This is a genomic window from Nostoc sp. CCY 9925 (assembly GCF_963920935.1).
Taxonomy (GTDB): domain Bacteria; phylum Cyanobacteriota; class Cyanobacteriia; order Cyanobacteriales; family Nostocaceae; genus Nostoc.
In genome coordinates this window covers 1-26,931 of the sequence record NZ_CAWUDO010000006.1, presented here as the reverse complement: position 1 = coordinate 26,931, position 26,931 = coordinate 1, and the positions used below count along the sequence as shown (strand labels likewise).

Sequence of the window (26,931 nt, the reverse complement as noted above, 5' to 3'; positions counted from 1 at the left end):
TAACTAATGCCCCATGCCCCGTGCCCAATGCCCAATTCTGAATTTACGCAGAAACTAAACGACGTAAAGATTCAGCGCGGCGTTTAGCAATAGAGTTATTTGGAGCAAATTTGAGTGCTTCTTCGTAACTTTGTAATGCTTGAGTAGTTAATTTTTTCTTCTCATAAGCGTGACCGAGATTATTCAAAGCTGTTACGTAGTCTGGTTTATATTTGAGGGCTTCTTTGTACTGACGAATTGCTAGGTCATATTGCTCTTGAATGAAGTAAGCATAGCCTAGTCCATTGTAAATAGGAGCAGTATTTTCTTCTCCCTCTTCTTGAGCAGCTTTCAGAGCTTTTTGAAATAATGCGATCGCCTGGGAATACAATTTTTTTTCAGAATAAATACTCCCTAACTCGTAATATTCTTGAGTCGTACCGTTTTCTTTCTCTAATTTCTTTCGTAACTTAGAAAAAGAGCTTTCAAGCTTGCGAGTTTTGAAAATTTGGCGAAAAACACCCACAACTGTAAATGTGAGCAGACCTACCAAAATTGAGAGATAAACTACGGCTAGATTATTATCCATTGCCTGCAAATACAAATATTAAAAGTTGCTTCTGTATCTATATTGTCAATTGTCCTTTGTCCTTTGTCATTTGTCGTTTGTAAATACTAATGACTAATGACCAATGACTAATGACTAACTTACGGTAAACCCCAATATTGGACGCGTTGATTGAGCCAACCTTCTGCTATGTAACGAGCGATCGCTTCATTGACTCGTCTTCTTAACTCATCGTACTGCAATCCCTTGGGCATCACCACAGACAACGGTTCAGTTGATAGCTTGGTTGTTAGTAATCGATATTCTGGATATTGTTGCACCCAACCGCCCAGAATGCTAGCATCTGCGGCAAAGGCAATAACGGCATTATTTTCTATTTGCTCTCGCGCTTCTTGGTAGGAATTCACTCCTACTAACTCGGCGTTTGGCAAATAGTACCGTACTTTGGCAATTGTACTGGAGTTATTGAGTACGGCAATTTTTTGTTTTGCCAAATCCTTTAACTGCTGCACAGAAGCATCTTTTGTAATTAATACAGTGCTATCCAAGTAGTAAGGAACACTGAAATTAACTATACGGGCCCGTGAGGCAGTTGCTGTTACCCTAGCGATCGCTAAATCAACTTTCTTATCTAAAACTACAGACAAGCGATCGCGATTCGCTACGGGTTGAAATTTGACAGCATCTTTTTTACCTAACAAGTCCAGTGCCAATTGCTGTGCCAAGTCAATTTCTAAGCCTTGCAAATTGCCGCTATCGTCTTTAAATCCCAAAGGACGCAAGTTATCTTTAACTGCAACAGTTAAATAACCCCGTCGCTGTATTTCTGGCATTTCGGCGGCAGATGCGATTAATCCTCTGCCTACAAAGCAAAAGCAGCAAATCCAAATAATAGTAGCGGATAATACCAGATGTAACCGAGTAATTTCTTGCCATCTGTTACATCGGTTATTCATCCGTTACCACCTTTATCCTTTAGCTTGATTGGCTAATTCAGCAACTTTGCCGAAGCTTGCAGGATCGAGTACTGCTAGTTGTGCCAACATCTTGCGATTTAATTGGACATCAGCTTTTTTCAGGTTGCCGATCAACTGGCTGTAACTCAAGCCGTGTAGCCTTGCAGCAGCGTTGATGCGAGTGATCCAGAGGCGGCGAAAATCGCGCTTTTTGTTTTTGCGATCGCGGTAGGCACTCCGCAGCGCCTTCATCACTTGTTGGTTGGCAGTTCTAAACAAAGTTGAGTGGGAACCGCGAAAACCTTTAGCTAATTTGAGAATTTTATTGCGGCGTTTGCGAGCTACGTTACCGCGTTTTACCCGTGTCATAACTTAATTCCTGAAGGACTTACAAATATGGGAGCATCAAGCGCACATTATCTTCATCGCGTTCGTGTACAAGTGTAGTCTTGGACAAGTTACGCTTTTTGTTGGAACTTTTGTGTTCTAAAAGGTGGTTTTTGAAAGCTTTGCGACGGACGATTTTGCCGCTGCCGGTGGCACGGAATCGCTTCGCTGCTGCTTTACGAGTCTTAAGTTTAGGCATTGTCTAGCTTTAATTCGACACAATCCCTCATTATATACCAATAAAATTCCATTAAACACGCTATCTTGCAATTAACATAATTTAGATAAGTTGAAACTTCCAAAAAAAAGTCAAATATTGCAAAAAATCAATTATAGATTTTTTTAATTCAGTATGATAAATGTATCCAATTTTGATTAAGAAAAGTAAAATTACTGAAAAAACCTTTGCTCGATCAATCAAGTAGCAATATCATAATTTCAGCGAATAAAAAAAGCATTCGCATTAATAAACAGTTTCAACTCAGATTTGAATCCAACGTCATATTTAGAAGCATACTGAGATGAAAGCTCTACTCAGTAAAATGATGAGTAATGAGCGTTGGATAGTCATGCTTGAGTTGAAGAGTGTAGTGAATTTAATGTTTTTCAGAAAGACTAACAAGACATTAAATTAGTTCTATCAAAATGAGGTAAGTCATGTCAAATAATGAAGCAACCTTCTTTGAAGAAAAAAACTATCAAGGGAATGCTCATCCATATCTAAAGGATCAAGGAGACCAGAGTACTTGTACTGATAGTTCTGGGTCACTTAATGATAAATTTTTGTCTGTTAAAGTTGGAGAACTAGTTAAAGTTCTAGCTTGGCAGCATTGTAATGCAAGTGGAATATATGAAGAGTGGGACAAAGATAACCCAGATCTTTCTAGTATAGGAGGTCTCTCTAGATTTAGAGTTGTTGATACTAGCAATTCAGTAGTCGCATTTCGCTTAGTCGATCAATCTGGAGGCGGAAAAAGTTTATCTTTGAAATGTCAGACAGATCAGGTCGGAGAATCTACATATCGTACAGCTGACGGGAATGATGAATATCGGATTATCGGATCTCTACCAACAAATCAGCCAAATTTTCCACCGCTGACAACTGGAGTTTATTTACGTTTAGAAGAACCTGACTACAGCTTTTTATCTACAGGTACTGTGTACATCAAATGGAATAATGACCAAAACAAAGCTGAACTTACTTACCAAGAAGAAACGAAACCACCAGGATTTGAGTTTAAGCAAACTGGTTCAGGAACATTTGACTTTATTTGGCTTGGTAAGTAAATCAAGGTTAAGCGGCTGATAAAACAAACCAAAAAAAAGCTCAGTTTGTAGCCGACTACAATTAGCTCTTACCTTGTTCAAAGCTGGTAGGTTCCAACTAGTTTTGAGCAAGGTATGAATTTATTAATCCTTAACATGTTTGATTTTTTAAGTCTCTCTCAAGGTATTTAATAAAAATGTAGAATATCTATATATTTCAGAAAGAAAGCATCCTAGTTTTGAATCCGAATTGCTAAGCTCGACTTTATCCAAAATTAAGAACTTGGTTTTCTTTATACGGCAAAAAGTTTTTCTATGTCACTGATTTTCGGTGAAATCAAAAAACTAAAACTACCGTCATACAAAGTTTTAGCCTCAGCTTCAGCGTTGCCCAAAAATGGATAAAGTCGAGCTTAGAGGATGTTTAAAAAGTGTACAGTTGTATCATGAGCTACGACTTCTAAAACATCCTCTAAGACTAATGATTGTTTTGATTATAACGCCACAATCCTAACGATAAATTCTTTTTGGGTATCTTTTGATTGCGGTTATCAAGTTCAAAATACAACCTTCCGAGATAATTGTCTAATATCCTCACATGAGTATTATTCAGGTGATAATACAAAGGATAAATTCCTACTAATTCAAATCCCTTGTTTGGCATAATCTGATTATAGGTATCAAGGCATCTCGCTTGAACATGATTACTTATTCGTTTATCAGAAGAAGCACCAAACCAATCGGTCAAAAGCAGTAAGCCACCATCTTTTATACTTTTTGCAATGTTGTCCAATGCCTGATTAAAAAGGTCAGGAGAAACAATATGGTACACCACATCCCAGATATTTACTATGTCAAACTTTTTATAAAAAAGGCTGAAATTAGAATCTGTGATGTCTTGTGTATAGAATTGACCTTCATACTTTTGCTTAAGTTGTTGAATGCTGACATCAGTGATGTCTATTCCAGTGATATTTGCCCCCTTTTTGAGATACCAATTCACGAAAAAACCCGTACCACAGCCAATATCGAGTACATTCTTTCCTTGTAAATTTATTCCACTCAAACAAGATTCTATACATAGCTCTTTTCTGCGATAAAGCCAATTGTTATAAGATTCGCTAAATCCTATATGGCCTACACCTTTGAGTGTAAAGTTATTATTTAGTCGTTGCTCCCAATATTGCCTTGGATTGTAAGTACTTTTCATCTCAATTCTCCTTGAAGAGTTTAGGCGGAGTTAAACTAAATAATACACGGAAAGTGAGAATTAATTTTCATGTTATAAATACTACATAAAACTTAATATTTATATGTAGATTTGTGTACTAGCCTTAGTGATAAATAAGGAGTCAGAATGGGTTACACCCCGTTGCGCTAACAGAATTTAGAATTGGTGAATACTCTACCCATGTCCCTTGCGCGGACGCACAGAAGGGATGAAGTATTAAATATTGAAAAATATTTTAACAGTTTGGCTTCGCTCACTGTTAAAGTTGAGCGAAGCCGAAGCTTTAATTTTGTTTCGCCACGCGAGTTGCTCTACTTGGGGAAACCCCATCCGCAAGTGGCGTGGCTGTATTTAATTTTGAATTTTGAATTTTGAATTGATTCATTTGGCTATCATTGCTGAAGTGATGACACATTCAGGAAATTGGCGCTTTAGTGCTCCAAAGACGGGACAAGGCGCTTGTTCTTGCAAATTTTCCGGTTTGCTCCAAGTAAAGGGTGCTTTCTGCGCCGCAGACATCCATAACAAAAGCTTTGCTCGTGTCATGGCAACGTAGAGTAAACGGTACTCTTCAGATATTTTTAACTGCTTTGCTAGCTCCCATGCTTGTGTTACATCTGGTATGGTGGATTCGCCGTGGAGAGCAGCACGAATTTGGGCACGGGCTACTTCTGATAATGTAAAATCACCTAAGAACTGGCTTTGAGGAGGAACCCAAAATCTCCCAGGAATTAAGTTTTCGTGGAGAAAGGGGATAAAAACATAATCCCAGTCGAGTCCTTTGGCTTTGTGCATAGTAATAATAGTCAGCTGACCGCAACGGGTGTAACGTTCTTCTGAATCTTCAGTTTCCACTGCTTCAAACCGTTCAGAACTGACGATTTCACTTAACGCTGACAGCATTGACCTCATTGAGCTATTGCTAGCTATCTGCTGGTTTACCCGTTCTGCGAGTTTATCCGCTGTAGCCAATTCTGCTTGGTCGTAATTCAAGGTCAAGGCGAGGAAAGAAATTAGCTGATACAAAGGCAGTTCCAAGCGAGCGCGGAGTAAACTACGACACAAATGTGCGGCTTTTTGTACTGCTTCTGGTTGGGGTGCTGCTAGGGGGCTGGGATACAAAAACTCTTCTGGGAGACTAGCAAGGACGTTAAGGTCTTGAGTAGGAATTAGCTGACGCTGCACCAATGCTTCTAGTGCCGCTTTGAGGTAATCAGGAGAGTGGGGGCGATCGCAAAATTGTAGCAATGACAAAATTTCTTGGGGCACATGAGACCGGCGATCGCGTTCTCCCACATCATAAAGTGTAATGTTATGTTCTTTACACACAGGCGCTAGAGCCTCTGCCAGCCATCGTCCTTGACGATTTTCTCGCACTAAAATCGCTGCACTATTTTTTGTGGGATCTTCCCCAAATAACTCGATCGCTCTTTGAGATAACAGTTCAACAGTCTGATGAATATCACGCGGAGTGTATAATTCCAGCCCTCGCCCTACTGGTGCTGGGTTGGCGTTCGTTTGCGGATCGCCAGCGTCAACAGGACGAATTGTCTGTAAGCGAAATGGTACTTGTCGGTTATCAGTATCAAGGAATGGAAACTTTGTAGAGACGCGATTCATCGCGTCTGGATTCATCGCGTCTGGATTCATCGCGCCTGGGTTAGGATTTGTTGCTGACCACTGATTATTGATCCATTGGAGAGCAAAGTTAGCAGCTTCAATAATAATTCTCGTACTGCGACCGGCTCGATCCATCGTTGCCAATCGTTGAATGCGATCGCACTCTTCGCAAAATTGCCGAAAATAAATCGGATCGGCTGGGGTAAACGTGGAGTTAATCGCTTGGTTGGGGTCGCCAACGCGTACCAAATTAAGTGGGGAGTGGGGAGTGTGGGAGGGTTGGGGTGATGGGGTGGTGGGGTGATAGGGTGAAATTCTCTCCCCATCTCCCCATCTCCCCATCTCCCTATCTCCCTCATCTAGCGAATTACTCGCCAAAATTTCCAACAACCGCGTTTGAAGGGGGCTAGAATCTTGGGCTTCGTCTTCAAAGACCGCGAAAACTTGATTTTGCTCGATGCGGCGGGCACTGTCGTTTTCTAGTACCCGCAGTGCGGCTAAAATCATATCGTCGTAGTCAATGAAGTCACGCGATCGCATTAAGTTTTGATATTGCTCGTATAGTCCCGCTGCTACATTCAAAATTGCATATTCATCTGTGGTTTGTTGACTCCACTGTTGCAACTTTTCTGGCGATATCCCAGAACTTTTAGCTTCATGAATGACTGTATTAGCTAATTCTGGTAAGACTTCTGTCCGTAACACCGATTGACGCCGTAACCTTTCTGTCTCTTCACCGTCAAATTGATGACCTTCTAATAACCGCAAATATCGTTCTGGATTATTCCCAATCCATTGCTCTACGGCTGTGCGGATAAAACGGTGACTTTGGGTTGGTGTAATTAATGTGGCGTATTCTAACTGTAACCCTGATAAATCGGGATGGCGGCTGGCAATGTTTAACGCTAAACCATGCAAGGTATAGACAAAAAAGCCTGTTTGAGGTAGAGATAAATCATCTCGTAAGTATTTACGAATCTTGGCTTTAATATTGGCAGCAGCAGAGCGAGTAAAGGTGACAACCACCAACTGACGGCGGGAGGAGGAACGCGACTCGGCAGAACGTTCATACTGACGTGCGATGGCGATCGCCGCTGCCGCCGCCATCCCGGTAGATTTGCCAGCACCAGGAACGGCGGAAATCGCTAGAGGGCCAGATTGCCAGTCAGCCATTTGTTGCTGTCCAGGACGCAGACTATTGCGGATGCGTGCAATGGCTTCTGCCCGTAGAGATGACACGGGCGATCGCTGCAATACTTCTGAATCGAGATGTTCTTGAGGCACAGTAACAGTGGGGTTATTGTTCTGAATATAGCGGTTCTTGTGCCCTGTGTGTAACTTTGCGTCCCCAGGATATGAGGCAAAGGGGTATAAAATAAAATCACGCCATGAACTACCTTATTGATACCTGCGTAATTTCTGGCATTTGATTTTAACTCTCTTCCTCATCCCTTTGATCTCCCTCATCCCCATCTCATATAGATATAAAACTTTACATTAAATATTCCCTTTAACACTGAACACACTGGTTTCTGGGTAAACTAAAAAAAGCACTGGCTATCCCAGCAGCATAGGGCTTTTAGCTCATCACAGACAACTCAAAGGGGTATACAAAATGCTCAAGACAAGTTACGACTTTGACCAGGCTATCTTACCCGCAGGCTCTTCATTAAAGACTAATATTCTGCTACGTTTTCGTGCTGATATAGCTGAATCTCCCCGACGTAACCTGAACCTTTCTTTGGTAATTGACCGCTCAGGCTCTATGGCAGGCGCTCCCTTACATCATGCGCTCAGAGCTGCTGAGTCTGTGGTGGATCGACTTGAGCCAAACGACATTCTCTCAGTGGTTGTTTACGACGATGAGGTAGACACCGTTGTAACGCCCCAGCCTGTAACAAATAAAGCTGCACTAAAAAACTCTATCAACAAAGTCAGAGCAGGGGGTATTACTAACTTATCTGGTGGATGGCTCAAAGGCTGCGAACATGTCAAGAAGCAACTCGATCCGCAAAAAATCAACCGTGTTCTGTTGCTCACCGATGGTCATGCCAATATGGGTATTCAAGACCCGAAAATATTGACAGCAACATCGGGGCAAAAAGCTGAGGAAGGCATCACCACAACAACCTTGGGTTTCGATCAGGGTTTCAATGAAGACTTGCTGATTGGTATGGCAAGGGCAGCTAACGGCAATTTCTACTTCATTCAGAGTATTGATGAAGCAACTGAAGTGTTTAGCATTGAGCTAGATAGTCTCAGAGCAGTAGTCGGTCAGAATCTCAAGCTGACAGTTGAGTTGGCTGATGGTGTCAGCCTCATAGATACTTTAAGTTTGGCTAAAGTCAGCCATAACGCTGGTCAAACTGTCATCACTTTGGGAGAACTTTATGAAGGTGAAGACAAACTTTTGGGGTTGAGTTTAGAGATATCCGCTACTCAAATTGGCGAATTACCTGTGATGAAGCTGCATTACAGTGCTGATGTTGTGCAAAATGACGTGATTGAGAGTCTGTCCGGCACAGCGGATGTCGTAGTTAAAGTTGGTACTGTTGAGGAAGCAGCTTTGGCCTCTTCGAGCCATATCATCCTGGAACTCAGTCGGCTCACCATCGCCAAAGCTAAAGAGACAGCCCTTGATTTAGCTGAGCATGGCAAACATGAAGAAGCTGAGCAAATCCTTCGGGCGCTAGTGAAAGATTTGCGCGATAAAGGGTTGAATGAGAATTTTGAAATTGCTGAAGAAATAGATCAGCTAGAGTATTTCGCTGGTCGAATTGCCCAAAAAGCTCTGGGGAATGCCGGACGTAAAGAGTTGCGGGATCAGAGTTTCCAGACCATGACACGCAATCGTAGCGATTTAGTGGGTCGCGGTGTCACAGCTGGGGATGAAGTGTATGGAATGCCGGTTGTCAATGAAGTTGGTTCAGGCGTAGAGCTACACTGTGTGCGTGAAGGCGGTAAACTGCGAATCAAAGTCATATCCGATGGCTACGATTCCACTAAGAACGTCCAGTTTCCTCGAGGGATTCGTGCCGAGGGCGCACGCTATGTGGTTGAAGGACTCGAACTTTCAAGCGATGGCTCTTTCTACCGAGTCGGTGGTAAGATAACCCGTCTAACTCGACCTGGTGAAGCAGATATCTTCGTTGCTCCAAGACAATCGAGGTCAGCTAGCATAGGCAAAGCATCCAAAGGCCCTGCTAGTGCCGCCGACCTGCCCACAACTGATACTGTAAAGGATGGTGTTCTAGTGCAGTGCGTCAAAGATGGCAGCAAGCTACGTGCTAGAGTGGTTTCTGACGGATATGAACCGAATTGGAACATGCGTTTTCCGCGATCGGTTCGTGAAGAAGGAATGCTTTACGTAGTAGATGAAATCAAAACAGCACCCGATGGCAAGTCCTACATTGCCTGTGGTGAAATTAAGCGATTTGTGCAACCGAACAGCACCAATTGAGTTGAAGTTAGGAGATTGTCAGTAGTTCAACACCGTTAAAACAAATGGATGAAAGCTATGTAGGATTCCTACTAGCTTTTATTCTTTAGATACTCTGCAATTGCCTCAGCTACATTGTCATCAGGACTATACACCTGTGAACTTGGATTTTCAGCATGGAGCTTGTCAAGATAAACGTGTAAGGCTTCTTCATTATCCCGATGTTCTAAAACATAAGCTCGAAGCTCAATTGCAGTCATAGTAGCAAAATCTGCTTTGACGCTCATAGGAACCTCCATTCTCCATTAGGTTCAATCTCAATGTTTATTTCATTTTTTGCTAAAATAATCACGTTGCCACTGCGCTTATCCACACAAGCTAAGTCAACATGGTGAGGTCGCAGCAGATCTGAAAACATTTTAGCGTCTGCGCTGTGGTAGGCATCGCTGTTTACCCACAATGAATATTAAATCTAAAATCCAAAATTGAGATTATGCCTCCATCGCCGGACTATAATCATTTGGGTTGTCAAAGCCTGCAATCCAAGCAGCGGCTTGATGGCAACTTTGCATATATGGGGGAACGCGCAGGATATGAATGTGTCCTGTAGATGGACAAGTGACTTTCAACACCATAAACGGCTCGTCATCTTCAAAAGGAATGCAGATAAGTTGACGTTCTCCACCCGCATCTCTATCCCGATGACGGACTAAACCTCCCACTTGCTGCAAAAATCTCTCGTATCCCAGACGTTCAATGAGTACCCGACGTAACTCAACGTTCTCGATGTTGAGGATATCTTGCCCGGTTATAGAGTCCGATGCAAAGGCAATGGCATCACTCACCTGCACGCCTCGCCAGCGCAAAACGAAACCATGCCCTCCCGGTAAACTGGTAATCCCACTCCCGGCTAACTCAATCCAATGAGTAACGTGGAGACCTTTGGAAAGGGTTGTCAAGTTTACACAGTCGCTGATATCCAGACTTTCACAAGTGAGATTTTCAGGTAAATTATAAAGTTGCGACGCACCCCTTAAATCCAGGTGACCCAAAACGCGCATCCCATCCCATGCACGATGCTCAAGGATGAGTTTCCTCGCAGGTTCAGCCGATAAAGGCTCATGGCTTTGCTGTGGACGCTGCTTGACTGGTCTATTCGGTACGCGCCCATTTGACATCACTTTCAGCATTAGTCTATGACCTCTACATAAGCGTCAGGGCGGTATTCACGTTGTCTCCAGACGCGGTAAAATCCTTGGGGTAGTTCAATCGCCCGATGTTCTTCATGAACTAAGGTAGCAGTTGGTTCTTTAACCTCAAGAAAAAGCTCACTACCATTTACCCACAACTGAACAGCATAGGATTGCTGGATGCGATGGCTGTGTCCTGTTAGTTCACCATGAGCCAGAGTTGCACCTACACGTTTTTGAGCGGCCACTGGTAAACTAGCAATTCTTCTGAGCAGAACGTCACCATGTCTGTAGAGCATACCAGCTTCATTATGGGAGTAATTGCGGTTGTTCAACACCTCCTTATTATACAAGAGTTGCAGAGAGTTCTGGCGTAAGTCCTATTTAACTAATAATTAATAACTAATGACTTTATTCGTCAATCTGCCATGAATCCTTCGTTAATTCTTCATCCAGAATTTTCTTAGGACGCACAATGATAATGATTCGTCCGAGTAGAGGAATTTCTGGCTCAGTTTCAAACCATTGAAAATCTAATTCACCAGCGTTTTCAACAACAAAGTAGTTGGAAACATCCCATTGTCGTTGGGCACGATCTACTACTACTACCACTGATTCTCTTTGACTTTGGTTGGGCAAGCGATCGCTAGAAGCTAAAATCGCTACTGGATCTTCGGCAGCTAACAGTACTTGCCAACCTGGTAACGGCACCCAAGCTTGTTCTCCAGCAAATTTCACCATACGAAATGGTTCAATTTCTGTGATTACGGGTATAGCTTGCAAATCTTGTGCTGATAATGGCAACTCGCCCACCACTGGCACCATTCGAGGTAATTGTTCTTCATATTCTAGGCGGTAAAAGGGTAAAATTGGAGCCGGACGTCTAGGAACAGTAGTAAAATCAGTCAGCAATTGTTCGATTTGTTTCCTAGCTGCTGGCGTCTGAGCAAAACGCAAACCTTTGGCAATTAAGCGCGATCGCTCTTGTAAATCTGAGTTTTGGCGTGCTAGTTTCCAAGCTTGGTGAGCAACTGCATCCCCAGGATGGCTGGAAAATCCTTCTGGCAATGTGCGGAAATAAGAGAATTCTTTGATTGCTTTGGCAACTTCCCGCGCTTCATCGGCATCGAGTTTGTGGACGAAGATCAGTTCAGCTGCCGTGGCACGTTCTTCTTGAGTTAGCAAACGCAACTCGTATAAAACATCACTACCGCGTGTAGCATAGTGCGATCGCGTGGCTTCGGAAACTCCAAATTTTTCTAAAGAATTATAAACTTGAGAACCAACAATCACCTGATTTTGTTGAATCGGCTCAAATCCAGTGGCTTCAAAAATTTCTTGGGGATTGTAGCCCGTTTTCTGCAACGAGGCGATCGCAGTTCCCCATTCCACCCAGTTACCTTGCTTTTGCCTCAATTTTCGCAGTAACTCTTGTGCTACATCGTTGTTAGTATTTTCGGAATTCTGAGCGTTGGGTGGTAGATCAGTCATAAATCGCTGTGTGAGCTTCAATTTGAGAGGTTGATTAATACCTCATGAGCAAGTTTTATTCTAATCTATGAATTGCCCAAAGCTAATGTGTTGAACTCATCTGTGAGAAGCGCGACTCAATAACCTAAATATTTCGGCGAACAATTTTTTACGCACTTATTAACTAAATGTGTCCAAAAATATAAATTGCCTCCGTAATAACCCATGAGAAGATCGCCCTATTCTCGATTAAGCTTGGTATGGAATATAACAAAATAACGAAATATTTAAGGGAAATATCTTATGGATAATCCTAGCCTCGAAATTGATAAAATCCAGTATCAAGTGATGACTCTCGAACGACCAAAAAAGCTGAAAATTCTGGTTGTTGATGATGAGCCAGATAATCTCGATCTGCTTTATCGCACTTTTCGACGGGATTTTAATGTTCTGAAAGCTGATAGTGGCGTGAATGCCCTACAAGTTTTGGCGGCAGAAGGGGAGGTAGCTGTGATTATCTCCGATCAAAGGATGCCAGAAATGAAAGGAACTGAGTTTCTCAGCAAGACTGTACCTCAATTTCCCGATACAGTCAGGATAATTCTCACCGGATTTACTGATATTGAAGACTTGGTAGAAGCGATTAATGCCGGACAAGTCTACAAATATATTACTAAGCCTTGGGACCCAGGGGAACTAAAGGCAGTAGTCCAAAGAGCGGCAGAAACCTACGACTTGCTCAAGCAGCGCACAGAAGAATTACGCCGCGCTCATGCTCAAATAGCACTGCTGAGTGTTTTAGTACATGTAACTCAAGCAGCTTCTAGCTTAGAGGAAACTCTTAACCCAATTGCTAGGGCTTTTTGTGAAACTTTTGGCACTCAGGGTTGTATTATACAACTTATAGATGGAAATAGTCTGACTGCGACCCAAGGTAATTACAGCGATACAGGTACAGTAGAAAACTGGCTTTCCCAAGACCCACTCACCCAAGAAGCGATCGCCACAAGGCAAATACAAGTTTCCTCAAATATACTAAAAGACACTAAATTAAATGATGCTATTCACTACCAAAACACAGGCGTGCAAGCACATCTAGTTATGCCAATTAGCTACCGGAATCAACTTTTGGGTGTATTGTCGCTACAGTGGAAACAACCGTGCATTTTGCGAGAAGATGAATTAAGGCTGATTGATTTATCAGCGCAACTGGTGGCGATCGCTCTGACTAGTAGTCGCTGCCATCAAACCATTGTGTAGTTGTCATTAGTCATTTGTCTTTGGTAAATGACCAATGATTAATAACCAATGACTAATGACTAATAACTAATGACTAACGAAATTCAGTCCATTTTTAACCGCATTGCTCCAGTTTATGACCAGTTGAACGATTGGTTGAGTCTGGGACAACACCGAATTTGGAAAGAAATGGCAGTGAAATGGAGTGCGGCTAAATCGGGTGATACTGCACTAGACTTATGTTGTGGCAGCGGTGATTTAGCTTTACGTTTGGCACGGCGTGTGGGACCAACAGGACAGGTTTACGGAGTAGACTTTTCCCCAAACCTGCTAGAAACTGCTAAAGAACGCTCACAAAAGCAGTACCCCCAAACAGCGATCGCTTGGGTAGAAGCTGACGTGCTAAATTTACCCTTTGACGATAACCAATTTGATGCTGCAACAATGGGCTATGGTTTAAGAAATGTTAAAGATATTCCCCGTAGTCTGCAAGAGTTATACCGTGTCCTAAAGCCGGGTAGTAAAGCTGCGATTTTAGACTTTCATAGACCGAGTAATCCTCAGCTACGTGGTTTTCAGCAGTGGTATCTGGACAATTTTGTGGTACCAGTTGCGAATTATTTGGGCTTAAAAGAAGAATATGCTTACATCAGTCCCAGCTTAGACCGCTTTCCCATCGGCAAAAAGCAAGTAGAGTTAGCTCATCAAGTTGGTTTTGGCGCTGCCACACACTACCCCATTGCGAACGGTATGATGGGAGTGCTAGTAGTCAAGAAAAATCAGTGAGGAGTTAGAAATTAAAAGTTATGAATTAGCAGTAGTAATAAACTCTCATTGAGAATTTATCATTTCTAACTCTTAACTCCTAACTCCTAACTCCTTACTACCAACTCCTAACTTTTTTAATTCATCCCTTGGACTGGTCTCATCTTTGGCTTTATGTGTCTCCCCCTGTACTGGGTGGAATTATCGGCTATTTCACAAATGATATAGCCATCAAAATGTTGTTCCGTCCCTACCGAGCAATTTATATTGCTGGACGAAGAGTACCCTTCACCCCTGGATTAATTCCCCGCAACCAGGAACGTCTGGCTCTGAATATTTCTAAGACAATCATGGGGTCGCTACTAACGCCACAAGAATTGCAAAATCTGGCGCGGCGTCTGTTACAAACAGAACGCGTACAAGGAGCGATTCTCTGGTTGTTGCGGCTGGCGATCGAACAAGTCAAAACAGATAAAAACCAGAAAAGTGCTAAAATTGTGGCGGGAATTTTGCGGGATTTATTAGGAGAATCCTTGCCCAGATTACTGAAAGTTTTGTCACGGCGAGAAGACTTTTTAGAAGCACAGATCAATCAAGTTTTTGACCAGATATTGCTGGAATTTAAACTGACTGAAGAACAAGCCACGCGGCTCGCTGACTGGTTATTGCAAGTGGTTTTACCGCCAGATGTATTGCGGCAAGCAATAGTTGATTTTTTGACCGATCGCACAATTCAAATTATTGATGAAGGCTTTCGGGAAAAAACCAGTGGTACTTACTGGGTAGTGGCTAATTTGTTTGGTTTACGTAATACTCTGACGCGACTAAGGACTTTTTGCTTAGATGAAAAAGAAGCTACCAATACTCGCTTGCAGGAATTGACTCAAGATTTGCAAATGCGCGATCGCATTCGCAAATTGCTGCAAAATTTATCACTACAAAACTTACCAATTGGAACTGTCCGCCAACTACGAAAGACCACACGCGAAAGTGTCCGCCATTACGTACAAACCAGTGGCAGTGATTTACTACAAGGGTTAACTGATTCTGTTAATTGGGAAAATATTGCTGTAGTGCTATTAAATCGTTTGAGTACTTCACCTGTTGTCAATACTTCTTTAGAAGTGATGAGTCAAGAATTGGCTTTCATTCTAGAGAAGTATTTAGAAAAAGATTTAGAGGCAATTGTGGCACAAGTGATTCCAATTTTGTCCATAGATCAAGTGATAGTTGACCGTGTAAAATCAACTTCACCTGCTGATTTAGAAGCTGCGATCGAAGGAATTGTGAAAAATGAATTGCAAGCGATTGTAACTTTAGGCGGTATTTTAGGTTTCGTTGTGGGGCTATTTCAAACAGTATTTTTATTATTGAGTCAATTTTAATTTTTGATTAGCTGTCTTGAAAAAGGGAGTAGGGAGTAGAGGAGGAAAGCTTTTTAGACTGTTGACTGATGACTGTTAACGGTCACCGTCAAGCGTCAACAGTCAAGGGCGTTGGAGTGTCTTTGATCCCATCCCTAGAAGGAGTGGGTTTTTCCAACGCCTTTTTATTAAATCAGCGATGTATACAAAAAATTTCTGACAAAATATCAATTTCAGATTTTTTGTGTCAATTGATTCTGATAATTTAGTAAAGTAAATATCTATTAATACCTTCAAAGCTTCCTAACCCGGCGGGGGCATTGAGCAAAACAGACACAATTGATTGACTAAAAGTTATGGCGCTCATAGTTCAGAAATATGGTGGTACATCTGTCGGTTCAGTCGAACGCATTCAGGCTGTTGCACAGCGCGTTTATAAAACTGTCAAAGCTGGAAACTCTCTGGTTGTAGTGGTTTCGGCAATGGGTAAAACCACTGATGGACTCGTCAAACTAGCTAATGAAATCTCGCCAAATCCTAACCGCCGGGAAATGGATATGCTACTTTCCACTGGCGAACAAGTCACCATTGCCTTACTCAGTATGGCATTGCAAGAACTCGGACAACCAGCAATTTCCATGACTGGTGCTCAGGTAGGAATTGTTACCGAAGCTGAACACAGCCGCGCTCGGATTTTGCATATTGAAACTACTCGCCTAACTCGCCATATCAAGGCAGGAAAGGTGGTTGTAGTAGCAGGTTTTCAAGGCATATCTAGTGCCGGAGAAATGGAAATTACAACTTTGGGGCGTGGTGGTTCTGACACTTCAGCAGTAGCTCTAGCAGCAGCGTTACAAGCAAATTTTTGTGAAATTTATACAGATGTTCCAGGGATTTTGACTACAGACCCGCGCTTAGTTCCCGAAGCTCAGTTGATGGATGCCATCACCTGCAATGAAATGCTAGAACTAGCTAGCCTGGGGGCAAAAGTCTTGCATCCCCGTGCTGTAGAAATTGCTCGTAACTACGGCGTTCCCCTGGTAGTCAGATCTAGCTGGACGGATGACCCAGGTACTTGGGTAACATCTACCAGACCCCAAGGGCGATCGCTGATCAATCTAGAAATTGCCCGTCCAGTGGATGCTGTAGAATTTGATAATAACCAAGCAAGGGTCGCTTTATTGCGCGTCCCCGATAAGCCAGGTGTCGCAGCTAGGCTATTTGGGGAAATTGCCCGCCAAAAAGTAGATGTAGATTTGATTATTCAGTCAATTCATGAAGGTAATAGTAATGACATTGCCTTCACCGTGACAACACCAATTTTAAAACGAGCCGAAGCAGTAGCAGCAGCGATCGCCCCAGCCCTGAGGAATCCATCCAACCCCAAATCTGAGGAAGCTGAGGTAATGGTAGAACATAATATCGCCAAAGTCAGCATCGCAGGCGCAGGTATGATTGGGCGTCCGGGTGTAGCTGCGAAAATGTTTGCCACCTTAGCCGAAGCTGGCGTAAATATACAGATGATTTCCACCAGCGAAGTGAAAGTCAGCTGCGTAGTAGATGCAGCTGATTGCGATCGCGCTGTTACTGCACTTAGTACAGCATTTGAGATCGAAGCAGGCGAAGACGACGCGGGAACGCGGGGACACGGGGACGCGGAGAAATTATCAAATACTTTCTTTGCGTCACCGCGTCTCCCAGTCTCCGCGTCTCCCACTCCTCCCGTTCGCGGCATCGCCCTAGACTTGAACCAAGCGCGTCTTGCTATTCGCCAATTACCAGATAAGCCGGGGATGGCGGCAAAGTTGTTTGGATTATTAGCGCAACATAACATCAGTGTTGATATGATTATTCAATCTCAGCGTTGCCGGGTAATTGATGGTATTCCCAGGCGAGATATTGCCTTTACTGTCTCCCGAATGGATGGAGAAAATGCAAAACAGCTGCTCACCCAAGTAGCAGCAGAATTAGGATGGGGTGAAGTTGTTTTAGATAGTGCGATCGCAAAAGTAAGTATTGTAGGTACAGGTATGGTAGGGCAACCAGGTGTTGCTGCTAAAATGTTTGATGCCCTAGCCCAACAACAAATAAATATTCAAATGATTGCCACTTCAGAGATTAAAATTAGCTGTGTCGTGGCACAAGAGCAAGGTGTTAAAGCTTTACAAGCTATTCATACCGCTTTTGGACTGGCTGGCAGTGAAAAATTTGTTGTGCCAGCGTAATCATATCAGGTTCGGTTGAAGACTTATGATGAGGACTGAGGCAAAGATGCACAGAGTTTTGAATACTAAGTAATTATCCGAACTTGATATCAATGCCAAATTTGAACTTGACATAATACTATTGGTGTTATAAAAAAGTGGGATCAATTGGGGTAAGCTGTCTTGGAGTAAGGCTTTTTCTACAACCCCTATTTATTTTTGAGATGCCATTTTTCTATCATGGCTATTATTTCCGAAATTTCGCGATCGCCACGCCAAACTAAATCAAGTTTTTTGAGTTGTTCAAGGCTAATACCGCCGTCCTCCTCAGCAATTCGGTGATGTTCTGCATCTCCCATTGCTGCTAATAAATGTTGAAAAATGGTCAGCTCATCAAACTCGGGATTCTCCTCTGGATCGTTGAGGATTAGCATTGCTCGTTCTTCGGGTAATCCTTGGAGAGTACTAAGAATAAATCGTGTGGGAAAGTCTGCATCCTGAAGTTGAGGATGGCGCGACACTAACCCAGCCACTAGTACTCCTAGATAAGCTGCTGCTTGAGAATTGCTTAATACCTGAATTTGTTGGATGGCAATTTCAGTCAAATTGCTAAAAAATGCACATCCTAACTGCTGTTCAATAGCAATAACTCGATGTTCGTTGAGCAAGGGTTCTAACTGTGCTTCAAATAAAAACTTACGTTCCTGTGGTACTTGGGATAGTAAAATTTGCTTGGCGCGATCGCTCATCAGAAGTCTGCCATCAGATCCAAAGCTGAAGTCTTTGCCCGGTTCTAAACCTTCATTTAAAAGAATTTGAAAAACGTTACTTTGGGCTTTTTCCTGCATCTGTTCATATTGCGCTTGCCCAAGAAAAATTCGACAAAACCAACGGTGGCTGTCAGAGTCGCATTCCACCATAACCTCGTTGACAATCAAATTAGTTAACTTTTCCGTTCCCACAACTTTTTGCCAGCTTACAATCAAATTACTAACAGCAGCTATGTCACGATGACTTAGCGCCTCGAGTAATTGACGCTTTACAGTAGCCACTCGGTCTTTGTTTTGCCTAAATCTGTTGATTTTCAATCTTTTAGACCGGAATTATGTATCATTCGATCCGCTATTTTTACCGCATTTGGGGATCGAGTGTCATGAGTGTGATTGCTGAAGAACATGGATCAAAATAACCTCTTAATATTCTCACTTTCGATCCCAAGTCTCCTTTAATGCAAAAATATTACTTAAGTCTGGTACTATATAACCGTATGCAGTTAGTAACATCCTACTGAAAAAGAAAAATATTAGTAGCAACATGTAGTATTAGCTAATAAATCAGACTTATAAATGCCATTTTGCTATGATTATTTTTCTTTTCTGAAGTTTTTATATTTTAAAATTACCAGTAATAACACGTACACTATAATCAAATAAAATATCAGATAATAATTGATATTGATGAATAGTCATTTACTAGATGGACGCTACCGAATACTAAAAGTTCTCAATGATGGGGAAAAGGCAAAAACCTATCTAGCAGAAGATGTTAATCTTCCTGTTAAACAATTTGTAGTCAAGCAGCTAAATTTTCCTACTAAAAATCCCCAAAATTTAACAATCCTCCACCGCTTGTTTGCTAATAAGGTAACAACTTTAGAACAACTGGGACAAGAACACGACCAAATCCAGAAGCTGGTTGCTTATTTTGAAGAAAATGAAGAATTTTATATAGTCCAAGAATTTATTCCTGGGTTACCTTTAACTGACGAAATTTTACCGGGACAACCTCTGAGGGAAGACCAAGTAATTAGTCTCTTATCAGAGATATTAGAAATTTTGGTAGTTGTGCATACCCGTGGAGTGATTCATCAAGATATTAAACCAGAAAATATTATTCGCCGGGATTCAGATAAAAAACTAGTTTTAGTTGACTTTAATACTATTAGCGAAGTTATCAATAACTTCGATAGTCTCGAATATACGCCTATAGAACAAGTTAATGGCAACCTGAAATATAACAGCGATATCTATGCTTTAGGTGTAGTTGCGATCGCTGCACTTCTCGGTTTACCAACAAACGAAATATCTAATTTGCGAAGCCAGAAGAATCGACTAACAGGTGAAATTGTTTGGCAGGATAAAAAATTAAAAATTAACCAAAAACTAGCAAAAATTATTAATAAAATGGTGCGCTTTGACTACCGAAAGCGCTATCAGTATGCAACTGAAGTTTTAGATGATTTGAAAAAGCTAACAAGTCTTGAAGCTGAACAGCAAAGTGAGTATCCAAAAAAATTATTCTTAGTGATGACGGGGATAGCTGGCTGTCTTACACTTGGTGTTACAGCCTGGTTTTTGCAATTGCCAAAATCGGAAAATACTCTTCAACCAAAATTATATGAAGAAGGAGTAAATAAATATGATCAAGCAAACTACGAAGGAGCAATTAAAGATTTTAGTCAACTAATTCAATTAGAACCAAAAAATGCTTTAGCTTATAATAAGCGAGGCGATGCTTATTATCGATTAGGAGACTATGAGCAAGCACAAGCAGACTCTAGTCAAGCAATTTTGCTCAATCCTCAAGATGCTAATGCCTATTATGACCGGGGATTTGCTTTGTATGAATTATCCAAGTATAAAGAAGCGATCGCTGACTATACCCAAGCGATTAAGTTAAATGCTCAAGATGCATATGCTTATTATGGTCGGGCATTAGCCCGCGTTCAACTTAAAGATAATAAAGGGGCGCTTGGAGATTTGACCAAAGCGATCGCCATCAAACCTCAGTATACCGAAGCCTACTTGCAGCGAGGTATTCTCCGCCGTCGCCTCAAACTCAGACAAGCAGCAATCCAAGATTTTGATCGAATAATTAAGATTAATCCTAGTGATGCCAAAGCCTATTATCAAAGGGGTTTAACTCAAGTTTTTAATAAACAAAAATATGCAGCTTTACAAGATTATTCGGATGCAATTAACATCAATCCCAAATACATAGAAGCTTATCTGAATCGCGGTGATATTTATAGCGACTTAGGAAACAAAATAGAAGCTACTGAAGATTACAATACTATTTTACAGATAGATCCAAAATTTCTGGCTGCTTATATCCACAGAGGTATTCACCGCTTTTCTTTCGGAGATTATAAAGGTGCTATTGAAGATTATACTGAAGCACTAAAACTAGATCCTAACGATGCCGCAGCTTACAATAATCGTGGTAACGCCTATCTCGAACTGGGAAATAAAAAAGCTGCAAATCAGGATTATTCACAAGCGATCGCTATCGATGCTAACAATGCCTTAGCCTATTATAATCGGGGTGTAATTCGCGCCAAACAGAAAAATAAACAAGGAGCGATCGCAGATTTCAAAAAAGCTGCAAAACTATTCCAACAACAAGGCGAAAAAGCTAGTTATCAAGATGCCCAAAGGGAAATTGCAATTTTGCAAAACAACTCAGTAGCTGTAAAAACTACTCGTCTAAAGTCTGGCAGAAGAGAGAAAAAAGGGAGTGGGGAGTAGGGCAATACGCTTGGGTTAAGGAATTTTATTTGTTTAGGCAGGGGGAGAGAAAAAGGCTTAAAACCCGGACACAAAAATATTTTCAAGCCTATTGCTTGTTGCCTGCTATGGCGGTTTACACATGGGTGAGGTACAGAAAAAATAGATCCTCGTAGGAGCGCACAGCTGTGCGTCCCTACCCATATACCTCATTCAAATGAGAATTGCTATATATCAAAATGACACGGCAATTTATAACTAAGTAAGACCGTGTATTCAGATTTTTCTCTCTTCAAATATAAATAAATTTTAATAACTTAATAGTCATCCAAATATTAATAGTTAAATAATCTTAGGAGAAATAAAAACAGTTGGGGTCTACATCGGCAGTGGTACTTGCTGGATAGAGTGATGTAGATCCTCTTTAAACCTAGAATAACAATCTTTTAACTCTGGTACTGGCAGGCATCCTGAGTGATGACTGCTTCAAAACCTTGCACTTGAATATCAAGGAAGCAACAATGAGTAGCAATCTCGCCATCAAACTGCGCTCTGGAACTCAACAAGCCCACACCTCAGCAGAAAACGTGGGATTTATGAAATGTTTTCTCAAAGGAGTTGTAGACAGAGACTGCTTCGCCAAGTTCTTAAGCAACTTGTATTACATCTACAGCGAACTAGAAGCGGCCATACAAAGCCATACAGACCATCCTGTGATTAGTGCGGTTTATTTTCCCGAACTTAATCGCCAAACTTCCCTCGAAAAAGACATGGTGTTCTATTATGGGGATAATTGGAGAGAGCAAGTCGCCCCTTCATCTGCTGCCCAAACCTACATAGAGCGTATTCGGGAAATTTCTGCTAATGAACCAGCTTTATTGCTAGGTCATGCCTACACTCGCTACATGGGTGACCTCTCAGGGGGTCAAATGCTACAAAAAATTGCTCAGTCATCCCTCAAGCTTTCTGGCTATGAAGGCACGTCCTTTTACAATTTTGAGCAAATTCCTGATAAAAAGGCATTTAAGGATAAGTATCGTCAGGTATTAAATCAACTACCCATTGATGATGCTACAGCACAACGGATTGTTACAGAAGCCAATAATGCCTTTGGCTTGAATTTACAGATGGCTCAGGAACTAGAAGGAAGTCTAATTAAAGCGCTGGGTCAAGTTCTGTTTAATAATCTGACTCGTTCCCAAAATCCAGGTAGCACCGAAATAACTGCAATTTAGTCATTAGTCATTAGTCATTGGTCATTGGTCATTGGGCATTGGGCATTGGTTATTTCTCCCCCTGCCTCCCCTGCCTCCCCTGCCCCCCCTGCCCCCCCTGCCCCCCTGCTTCCCCTGCCCCCTGCCTCCCCTGCCTCCCCTGCCCCTCTACCCCCACTCCCTTCACACATTTATTGGAAAGTAACTCAATGGTTTTTCTATTACCTGGTGTCAAATTTGATTTGGATTTGATCCAAAAATATGATACTCGCGCACCCAGATATACTAGCTATCCACCTGCTACAGAGTTAAACGAAACATTCACCCAAACTGATTTTAAAGCTGCGATCGCCGCCTCGAATCAACGCAAAACTCCTCTTTCTTTATATTTCCACATTCCCTTTTGCCAAAGTGCTTGCTATTTCTGTGGGTGTAACACAGTAATTTCTAACAACAAGAAAATTGCTGAACCTTACTTAGACTATTTGGTTCAAGACATCAAAAACACCGCAGCTTTAATAGATTCACAAAGAAAAGTGCTGCAAATTCATTGGGGTGGTGGAACTCCTAATTATTTGGAACGCGACCAAGTAGAATTTTTATGGAAAAACATCAATCACTACTTCAACATTGACCCACAAGCGGAAATCTCAATTGAAATTAATCCCCGTTACATTGATAGAAACTATATTCTGTTTCTCAGACAAATTGGGTTTAATCGCATTAGTTTTGGCATTCAGGATTTTAATACACAAGTTCAAGTAGCTGTGAACCGCGTTCAGCCTGAAGAAATGTTGTTTGATGTCATGAGTTGGATTAAAGAAGCGAAGTTTGAAAGTGTGAATGTAGACTTAATTTATGGTTTACCTTATCAAACTCGTGAAACTTTTCGGGAGACGGTGCAAAAGACTATGGAATTAGATCCTGACCGAATTGTTGTTTTTAATTTTGCTTATGTACCGTGGATGAAACCGACGCAAAAAAATATTCCTCAAGAAGCCCTACCTCCAGCCCAGGAAAAGTTAGAAATACTGAAGATGACCATTGAGGAATTGACGAATAACCAATATCTATTTATTGGGATGGATCATTTTGCTAAAACTAATGATGAACTAGCCATCGCTCAACGCAATGGCACTCTCAAGCGTAATTTCCAAGGCTATACTACCCACGCCGAAACAGAACTTTTTGGTTTTGGTGCCACATCCATCAGTATGCTAGAAAATGCCTATGCTCAAAACCACAAAGAATTAAAGGATTATTATCAGACAATTGCAGCAGGAAATTTACCTGTTAGTAAAGGTATTCAACTGACCGAAAATGACATCATCAGGCGAGATGCAATCATGTCTATTATGTCTCATTTTCAGTTGGATAAGCAAAACATCGAAAACAAGTATAATATCCATTTTGATGAATATTTCTCTGATGAGCTAGAGGAGTTAAAACCACTAGAAGCTGATGGTCTGGTGAGTTTATCAAAAAATCACATCCAAATCACAGACATCGGTAGATTGCTAGTCAGAAATATCGCCGTCGTATTTGATACTCATACAAGAACGCGAGAGTCAAAATTCTCTCGCGCCATTTAAAGAAACGTTGCAATACGACGTTTTTACTATGCAATCATAAATTATTTGCAAATTTTACAGTTTTTAGATCCCTGACTTCTCAAATAAGTTGAGGATCTAATTTTTTTCATAAATTTTACATCTCCAAAAAGTTAGATAACAAAATTACATCTTCAGATAGATAGATCTAACAAATTTTCTCAGAATCGATAATTATGTTATTTTCAATAATCCAGTTATGTAATCCACAAAGCCTGATATAAAATTCAAAATTCAATAATTGATGATCTCGTTAGGCTAGGAAAAAATTTCATTGAATATTTTATGCTATAAATGCCAAATGCCGATTCTCATGTAATCTGGATACAACCTCTTTTATCTAACTTTTGGATTCAGCATTTATCCCGTGTGATAGAAAGAATTGTGAATTAGAGTTGATAACTTGTATAGAAGTGAGAGTGATGAGGTAATTATCGATTATGAGTATTATTGCTTGGGTAGTTTTAGGACTTTTGGCAGGTGCGATCGCTAAAGCTATTTATCCTGGTTATCAAGGCGGTGGTATTCTTTCCACAATGATTTTAGGCATCATTGGTGCGTTCATCGGTGGAACTTTGTTTACATTGCTCAGAACCGGAACTCTACAAATTACTGCGGCTGGTGCTGGCTTAACTGTTCCTGGGATTTTAGTAGCTATTCTCGGCGCCATTGTTGCTATCTACCTATGGGGATTAATCAGAAGAAGTAGCAATGCCTGATTGCTGAGTGGCAGTTTTTAATCATGAAATGACCAGTGGTTTTTATTAGTCTTCTCGTTTTCCAATTGAGAAGCTATGCCATCTCAATTTATCGAGATGCAACGGCGGAAATACTACTAGTAAATAAAACCATTCCATCCATTTTCTCAAATTGTTTTTTGGAAGCTTAAATCTATGTTCTTTCACAAAAAAGATCCTATTCATGTAGTCAACGTTAAGGAAGCAAACCCTCGTTTTGCTCAATTACTTCTAGAGCAATTTGGTGGAGCAACTGGAGAACTAAGCGCAGCTTTGCAATATTGGGTTCAATCATTCCATGTGGAAAATGCTGGAATTAAAGACATGCTCCAAGATATTGCGATCGAAGAATTCAGCCATCTAGAAATGGTTGGTAAACTCATCGAAGCTCATACCAAAAATACCGATCAAACAGACGCTTATAAAAGTACTCTGTTTGCAGTACGGGGTATAGGACCTCACTTTCTAGATAGTCAGGGTAACGCTTGGACTGCAAGTTACTTGAATGAAGGCGGAGATGTAGTCCGTGATTTGAGAGCCAATATTGCAGCTGAAGCTGGTGCTCGTCAGACTTACGAAGAGTTGATTAAGTTAGCAACTGACGAAGGAACCAAAGAAACTTTAGTCCATCTTTTAACACGAGAAATTTCTCATACCCAGATGTTTATGAAAGCTCTAGATTCTCTGGGTAAGTTAACAGATCCATTCTTTGGTAATATTAAACCAGATGAAACTGTTGCTCTTTACTACAATCTATCTACAAACGGTAATGGCAAAGATGAGCGTGGCCCTTGGAATTCTGAGCCAACGTTCAAATACATTGCGAATCCGTTAGAAAGTCACTCTTAATTCCATAGCTTGCAGCCAGAAAATAAGTTGATTTACAGCAAATAGTGTTTGGTATATTATTGTCAGCTTTGAATGATTGCTGAGCGGTATTTGCTGATTTTAATTTCGATACGACACACCATAGGGGCGCACATCTGTGTGCCCCTACCAATGGCTATAAATCAATACGGTTGGCTTAAGGATAATCCTAGGTTGAGTTGAACAAAGTGAAAGCCAAAAACCCCGAAAAATGTTGGGTTACCCTTCGGGATCTTGCTACGTTTCTCAAACGCCACTTCCTTCAAGCCGCGGAACCCGTCCAATGGAGTGGCTCCCCAACCTACGCAGTTTAAGGTTTTTGTCTCTAACACCAAGCGTATTGGGCTATAAATATACAGCCACACACAGAAGAATTCAAAAATTACAGCAGATTTCAAGAAACATGGAGTGAACAGCCTCAGTTTGGTAGCCAAGCTGAAAGCTTGTTTGATTCCCGAATTTTGAATTTTGAATTCTGCTTTAATTCAACTCTAAATCAAAACCGTGAATCAGGAGATTGATTTGTGATTGTCAACGCTACCCAAGATGGTTGGGAAATTATTTATCATCGTGCTCATGCTTTGTTAGCAGCTCAATTAGCAGGACAATGGCGACGTAAGGATGCTCCAGCCCGATTATATGAAACACTAGCTGCAATTTCCCATCACGATGACTTAGAAAAAGAGTGGGAAGAAGATAATCTGACTGAAGCTGGTGCGCCAATGGACTTTACTTTGATGACAGAAAGTAAGGCAGAAGCTGGTATATACAAAATTGCTAATTTGGCAAAAAATGCTCTTTACCGTGGACGATGGGTGGCTTTATTAATTTCCATGCACATCAGCCGTTTAAATGAGCCAAGCCGGGGTAAGTCTTCAGAACTAGACAAACTTTTAGATGAGCAACTTCAAAATCAACAACGTTGGCGCAAAGAACTAGGCATTGAAAAGGAAGAAGTTGATGCGGCTTATGCATTTATGCAATGGTGCGATCGCCTTTCTTTGATTCTCTGTCAGCAAGAATTACCTGCTGATGAACGCTTTTTAGAAATTAGCAAGGGCCCTGACGGTGAACGCTATGATATCAAGCAGCGCAGCGATCAGTTAGTTATTGTCAAACCCTGGCCTTTCCAAGAGGAGAAATTCACCGTCAACATTGAAGCTTGCGCCCTCTCCCAGGTGAAATTTGAAAGCAATGCCGAACTCACTCAAGCACTACAAGAAGCCCCCATCAAGGTCTTAGAGTGGACATTTGTTAAGAGTTAGATAAGTAAATGGGCGTGAAAATTTACCGCTATGTAACAAAATATTAACCAGGAA

24 protein-coding genes are annotated in these 26,931 nt (G+C 41.4%); 12 read left to right on the top strand and 12 right to left on the bottom strand.

The genetic code is table 11. The features are described from left to right. Window positions 1-43: 43 nt before the first annotated feature. The 4 genes from ACM0OY_RS04855 to rpmI form a co-directional block, all read right to left on the bottom strand. Window positions 44-568 (bottom strand): tetratricopeptide repeat protein, encoded by a 525-nt coding sequence (locus tag ACM0OY_RS04855; protein WP_414567759.1) that lies wholly within the window; start codon window positions 566-568, stop codon window positions 44-46. A gap of 119 nt (window positions 569-687) precedes the next feature. After that, window positions 688-1,503, bottom strand: a complete 816-nt coding sequence (locus ACM0OY_RS04850) for a transporter substrate-binding domain-containing protein (protein ID WP_414567758.1) — start codon at window positions 1,501-1,503, stop codon at window positions 688-690. A 12-nt stretch (window positions 1,504-1,515) separates the two neighbouring features. Further along, window positions 1,516-1,872, bottom strand: coding sequence for a 50S ribosomal protein L20 (rplT, locus tag ACM0OY_RS04845; protein ID WP_414567757.1), 357 nt, complete (start codon window positions 1,870-1,872; stop codon window positions 1,516-1,518). 19 nt (window positions 1,873-1,891) lie between these two features. Continuing rightward, window positions 1,892-2,089, bottom strand: a complete 198-nt coding sequence (gene rpmI, locus ACM0OY_RS04840) for a 50S ribosomal protein L35 (RefSeq protein ID WP_096541723.1) — start codon at window positions 2,087-2,089, stop codon at window positions 1,892-1,894. Between the two features lie 458 nt (window positions 2,090-2,547). On the opposite strand from rpmI, the gene ACM0OY_RS04835 reads away from it, so the two are divergent. After that, window positions 2,548-3,177, top strand: coding sequence for a beta/gamma crystallin domain-containing protein (locus ACM0OY_RS04835; RefSeq protein WP_414567756.1), 630 nt, complete (start codon window positions 2,548-2,550; stop codon window positions 3,175-3,177). Between the two features lie 457 nt (window positions 3,178-3,634). Here the strand turns inward: ACM0OY_RS04835 and ACM0OY_RS04830 are convergent, their stop codons facing one another. Beyond that, window positions 3,635-4,366: a class I SAM-dependent methyltransferase gene (locus ACM0OY_RS04830; protein WP_414567755.1), complete on the bottom strand. Its 732-nt coding sequence runs from the start codon at window positions 4,364-4,366 to the stop codon at window positions 3,635-3,637. A 402-nt stretch (window positions 4,367-4,768) separates the two neighbouring features. Further along, window positions 4,769-7,180, bottom strand: a complete 2,412-nt coding sequence (locus tag ACM0OY_RS04825) for an ATP-dependent helicase (RefSeq protein ID WP_414567890.1) — start codon at window positions 7,178-7,180, stop codon at window positions 4,769-4,771. Between the two features lie 442 nt (window positions 7,181-7,622). Between ACM0OY_RS04825 and ACM0OY_RS04820 the strand changes: the two genes are divergently transcribed. After that, on the top strand, window positions 7,623-9,467 hold the full coding sequence (locus ACM0OY_RS04820; protein WP_414567754.1) for a vWA domain-containing protein: 1,845 nt from the start codon (window positions 7,623-7,625) through the stop codon (window positions 9,465-9,467). 71 nt (window positions 9,468-9,538) lie between these two features. On the opposite strand, the gene ACM0OY_RS04815 is transcribed toward ACM0OY_RS04820, so the two are convergent. The 5 genes from ACM0OY_RS04815 to ACM0OY_RS04795 all read right to left on the bottom strand — a co-directional run bounded on the left by ACM0OY_RS04815 (window position 9,539) and on the right by ACM0OY_RS04795 (window position 12,127). Next, window positions 9,539-9,733, bottom strand: a complete 195-nt coding sequence (locus ACM0OY_RS04815; RefSeq protein WP_414567753.1) for a DUF6887 family protein — start codon at window positions 9,731-9,733, stop codon at window positions 9,539-9,541. Next, complete coding sequence (locus tag ACM0OY_RS04810) at window positions 9,730-9,864, bottom strand: DUF6888 family protein (protein WP_414567752.1); 135 nt, start codon at window positions 9,862-9,864, stop codon at window positions 9,730-9,732. Before ACM0OY_RS04810 ends, ACM0OY_RS04815 begins: the two co-directional genes overlap by 4 nt. Window positions 9,865-9,937: 73 nt before the next feature. Further along, a complete protein-coding gene (locus tag ACM0OY_RS04805; RefSeq protein ID WP_414567751.1) occupies window positions 9,938-10,636 on the bottom strand; it encodes a DUF6745 domain-containing protein in 699 nt (232 codons plus the stop codon). Further along, window positions 10,636-10,974: a hypothetical protein gene (locus ACM0OY_RS04800; RefSeq protein WP_414567750.1), complete on the bottom strand. Its 339-nt coding sequence runs from the start codon at window positions 10,972-10,974 to the stop codon at window positions 10,636-10,638. The genes ACM0OY_RS04805 and ACM0OY_RS04800 overlap by 1 nt, the downstream gene beginning before the upstream one ends. Window positions 10,975-11,047: 73 nt before the next feature. Continuing rightward, on the bottom strand, window positions 11,048-12,127 hold the full coding sequence (locus tag ACM0OY_RS04795; RefSeq protein WP_414567749.1) for a RuBisCO accumulation factor 1: 1,080 nt from the start codon (window positions 12,125-12,127) through the stop codon (window positions 11,048-11,050). 282 nt (window positions 12,128-12,409) lie between these two features. Here ACM0OY_RS04795 and ACM0OY_RS04790 point away from each other — a divergent pair, with 282 nt between their 5' ends. The 4 genes from ACM0OY_RS04790 (at window position 12,410) to ACM0OY_RS04775 (ending at window position 17,699) form a co-directional block, all read left to right on the top strand. After that, a complete protein-coding gene (locus ACM0OY_RS04790; protein ID WP_414567748.1) occupies window positions 12,410-13,366 on the top strand; it encodes a response regulator in 957 nt (318 codons plus the stop codon). 69 nt (window positions 13,367-13,435) lie between these two features. Beyond that, a complete protein-coding gene (gene ubiE / locus ACM0OY_RS04785; RefSeq protein WP_414567747.1) occupies window positions 13,436-14,131 on the top strand; it encodes a bifunctional demethylmenaquinone methyltransferase/2-methoxy-6-polyprenyl-1,4-benzoquinol methylase UbiE in 696 nt (231 codons plus the stop codon). Between the two features lie 128 nt (window positions 14,132-14,259). Beyond that, window positions 14,260-15,495 (top strand): DUF445 domain-containing protein, encoded by a 1,236-nt coding sequence (locus tag ACM0OY_RS04780; RefSeq protein WP_414567746.1) that lies wholly within the window; start codon window positions 14,260-14,262, stop codon window positions 15,493-15,495. A 335-nt stretch (window positions 15,496-15,830) separates the two neighbouring features. Further along, entirely contained in the window at window positions 15,831-17,699 is a 1,869-nt protein-coding gene (locus ACM0OY_RS04775) for an aspartate kinase (protein WP_414567745.1), read from the top strand. A 188-nt stretch (window positions 17,700-17,887) separates the two neighbouring features. Here ACM0OY_RS04775 and ACM0OY_RS04770 read toward each other — a convergent pair whose 3' ends face one another. Next, window positions 17,888-18,730 (bottom strand): hypothetical protein, encoded by an 843-nt coding sequence (locus ACM0OY_RS04770; protein ID WP_414567744.1) that lies wholly within the window; start codon window positions 18,728-18,730, stop codon window positions 17,888-17,890. Window positions 18,731-19,135: 405 nt separating this feature from the next. Between ACM0OY_RS04770 and ACM0OY_RS04765 the strand changes: the two genes are divergently transcribed. From ACM0OY_RS04765 to ACM0OY_RS04740, 6 genes are all read left to right on the top strand, one after another. Further along, complete coding sequence (locus ACM0OY_RS04765) at window positions 19,136-21,205, top strand: tetratricopeptide repeat protein (protein WP_414567743.1); 2,070 nt, start codon at window positions 19,136-19,138, stop codon at window positions 21,203-21,205. Between the two features lie 500 nt (window positions 21,206-21,705). Further along, complete coding sequence (locus ACM0OY_RS04760; RefSeq protein ID WP_414567742.1) at window positions 21,706-22,419, top strand: heme oxygenase (biliverdin-producing); 714 nt, start codon at window positions 21,706-21,708, stop codon at window positions 22,417-22,419. A 188-nt stretch (window positions 22,420-22,607) separates the two neighbouring features. Beyond that, window positions 22,608-23,990: an oxygen-independent coproporphyrinogen III oxidase gene (gene hemN, locus ACM0OY_RS04755; RefSeq protein WP_414567741.1), complete on the top strand. Its 1,383-nt coding sequence runs from the start codon at window positions 22,608-22,610 to the stop codon at window positions 23,988-23,990. Between the two features lie 458 nt (window positions 23,991-24,448). Further along, window positions 24,449-24,727, top strand: coding sequence for a GlsB/YeaQ/YmgE family stress response membrane protein (locus tag ACM0OY_RS04750; RefSeq protein ID WP_414567740.1), 279 nt, complete (start codon window positions 24,449-24,451; stop codon window positions 24,725-24,727). 174 nt (window positions 24,728-24,901) lie between these two features. Beyond that, on the top strand, window positions 24,902-25,594 hold the full coding sequence (locus tag ACM0OY_RS04745) for a manganese catalase family protein (RefSeq protein ID WP_414567739.1): 693 nt from the start codon (window positions 24,902-24,904) through the stop codon (window positions 25,592-25,594). A 542-nt stretch (window positions 25,595-26,136) separates the two neighbouring features. Beyond that, a complete protein-coding gene (locus ACM0OY_RS04740; protein ID WP_414567738.1) occupies window positions 26,137-26,877 on the top strand; it encodes a DUF3891 family protein in 741 nt (246 codons plus the stop codon). The last annotated feature ends 54 nt before the right edge of the window (window positions 26,878-26,931 follow it).

Bases quoted from the DNA above. Each gene is read 5' to 3' on its own strand.
- ACM0OY_RS04855 (WP_414567759.1), bottom strand. From the start codon at position 568: ATGGATAATAATCTAGCCGTAGTTTATCTCTCAATTTTGGTAGGTCTG.
- ACM0OY_RS04850 (WP_414567758.1), bottom strand. From the start codon at position 1,503: ATGAATAACCGATGTAACAGATGGCAAGAAATTACTCGGTTACATCTG.
- rplT (WP_414567757.1), bottom strand. From the start codon at position 1,872: ATGACACGGGTAAAACGCGGTAACGTAGCTCGCAAACGCCGCAATAAA.
- rpmI (WP_096541723.1), bottom strand. From the start codon at position 2,089: ATGCCTAAACTTAAGACTCGTAAAGCAGCAGCGAAGCGATTCCGTGCC.
- ACM0OY_RS04835 (WP_414567756.1), top strand. From the start codon at position 2,548: ATGTCAAATAATGAAGCAACCTTCTTTGAAGAAAAAAACTATCAAGGG.
- ACM0OY_RS04830 (WP_414567755.1), bottom strand. From the start codon at position 4,366: ATGAAAAGTACTTACAATCCAAGGCAATATTGGGAGCAACGACTAAAT.
- ACM0OY_RS04825 (WP_414567890.1), bottom strand. From the start codon at position 7,180: ATGGCTGACTGGCAATCTGGCCCTCTAGCGATTTCCGCCGTTCCTGGT.
- ACM0OY_RS04820 (WP_414567754.1), top strand. From the start codon at position 7,623: ATGCTCAAGACAAGTTACGACTTTGACCAGGCTATCTTACCCGCAGGC.
- ACM0OY_RS04815 (WP_414567753.1), bottom strand. From the start codon at position 9,733: ATGAGCGTCAAAGCAGATTTTGCTACTATGACTGCAATTGAGCTTCGA.
- ACM0OY_RS04810 (WP_414567752.1), bottom strand. From the start codon at position 9,864: ATGTTTTCAGATCTGCTGCGACCTCACCATGTTGACTTAGCTTGTGTG.
- ACM0OY_RS04805 (WP_414567751.1), bottom strand. From the start codon at position 10,636: ATGCTGAAAGTGATGTCAAATGGGCGCGTACCGAATAGACCAGTCAAG.
- ACM0OY_RS04795 (WP_414567749.1), bottom strand. From the start codon at position 12,127: ATGACTGATCTACCACCCAACGCTCAGAATTCCGAAAATACTAACAAC.
- ACM0OY_RS04790 (WP_414567748.1), top strand. From the start codon at position 12,410: ATGGATAATCCTAGCCTCGAAATTGATAAAATCCAGTATCAAGTGATG.
- ubiE (WP_414567747.1), top strand. From the start codon at position 13,436: ATGACTAACGAAATTCAGTCCATTTTTAACCGCATTGCTCCAGTTTAT.
- ACM0OY_RS04775 (WP_414567745.1), top strand. From the start codon at position 15,831: ATGGCGCTCATAGTTCAGAAATATGGTGGTACATCTGTCGGTTCAGTC.
- ACM0OY_RS04765 (WP_414567743.1), top strand. From the start codon at position 19,136: ATGAATAGTCATTTACTAGATGGACGCTACCGAATACTAAAAGTTCTC.
- ACM0OY_RS04760 (WP_414567742.1), top strand. From the start codon at position 21,706: ATGAGTAGCAATCTCGCCATCAAACTGCGCTCTGGAACTCAACAAGCC.
- hemN (WP_414567741.1), top strand. From the start codon at position 22,608: ATGGTTTTTCTATTACCTGGTGTCAAATTTGATTTGGATTTGATCCAA.
- ACM0OY_RS04750 (WP_414567740.1), top strand. From the start codon at position 24,449: ATGAGTATTATTGCTTGGGTAGTTTTAGGACTTTTGGCAGGTGCGATC.
- ACM0OY_RS04745 (WP_414567739.1), top strand. From the start codon at position 24,902: ATGTTCTTTCACAAAAAAGATCCTATTCATGTAGTCAACGTTAAGGAA.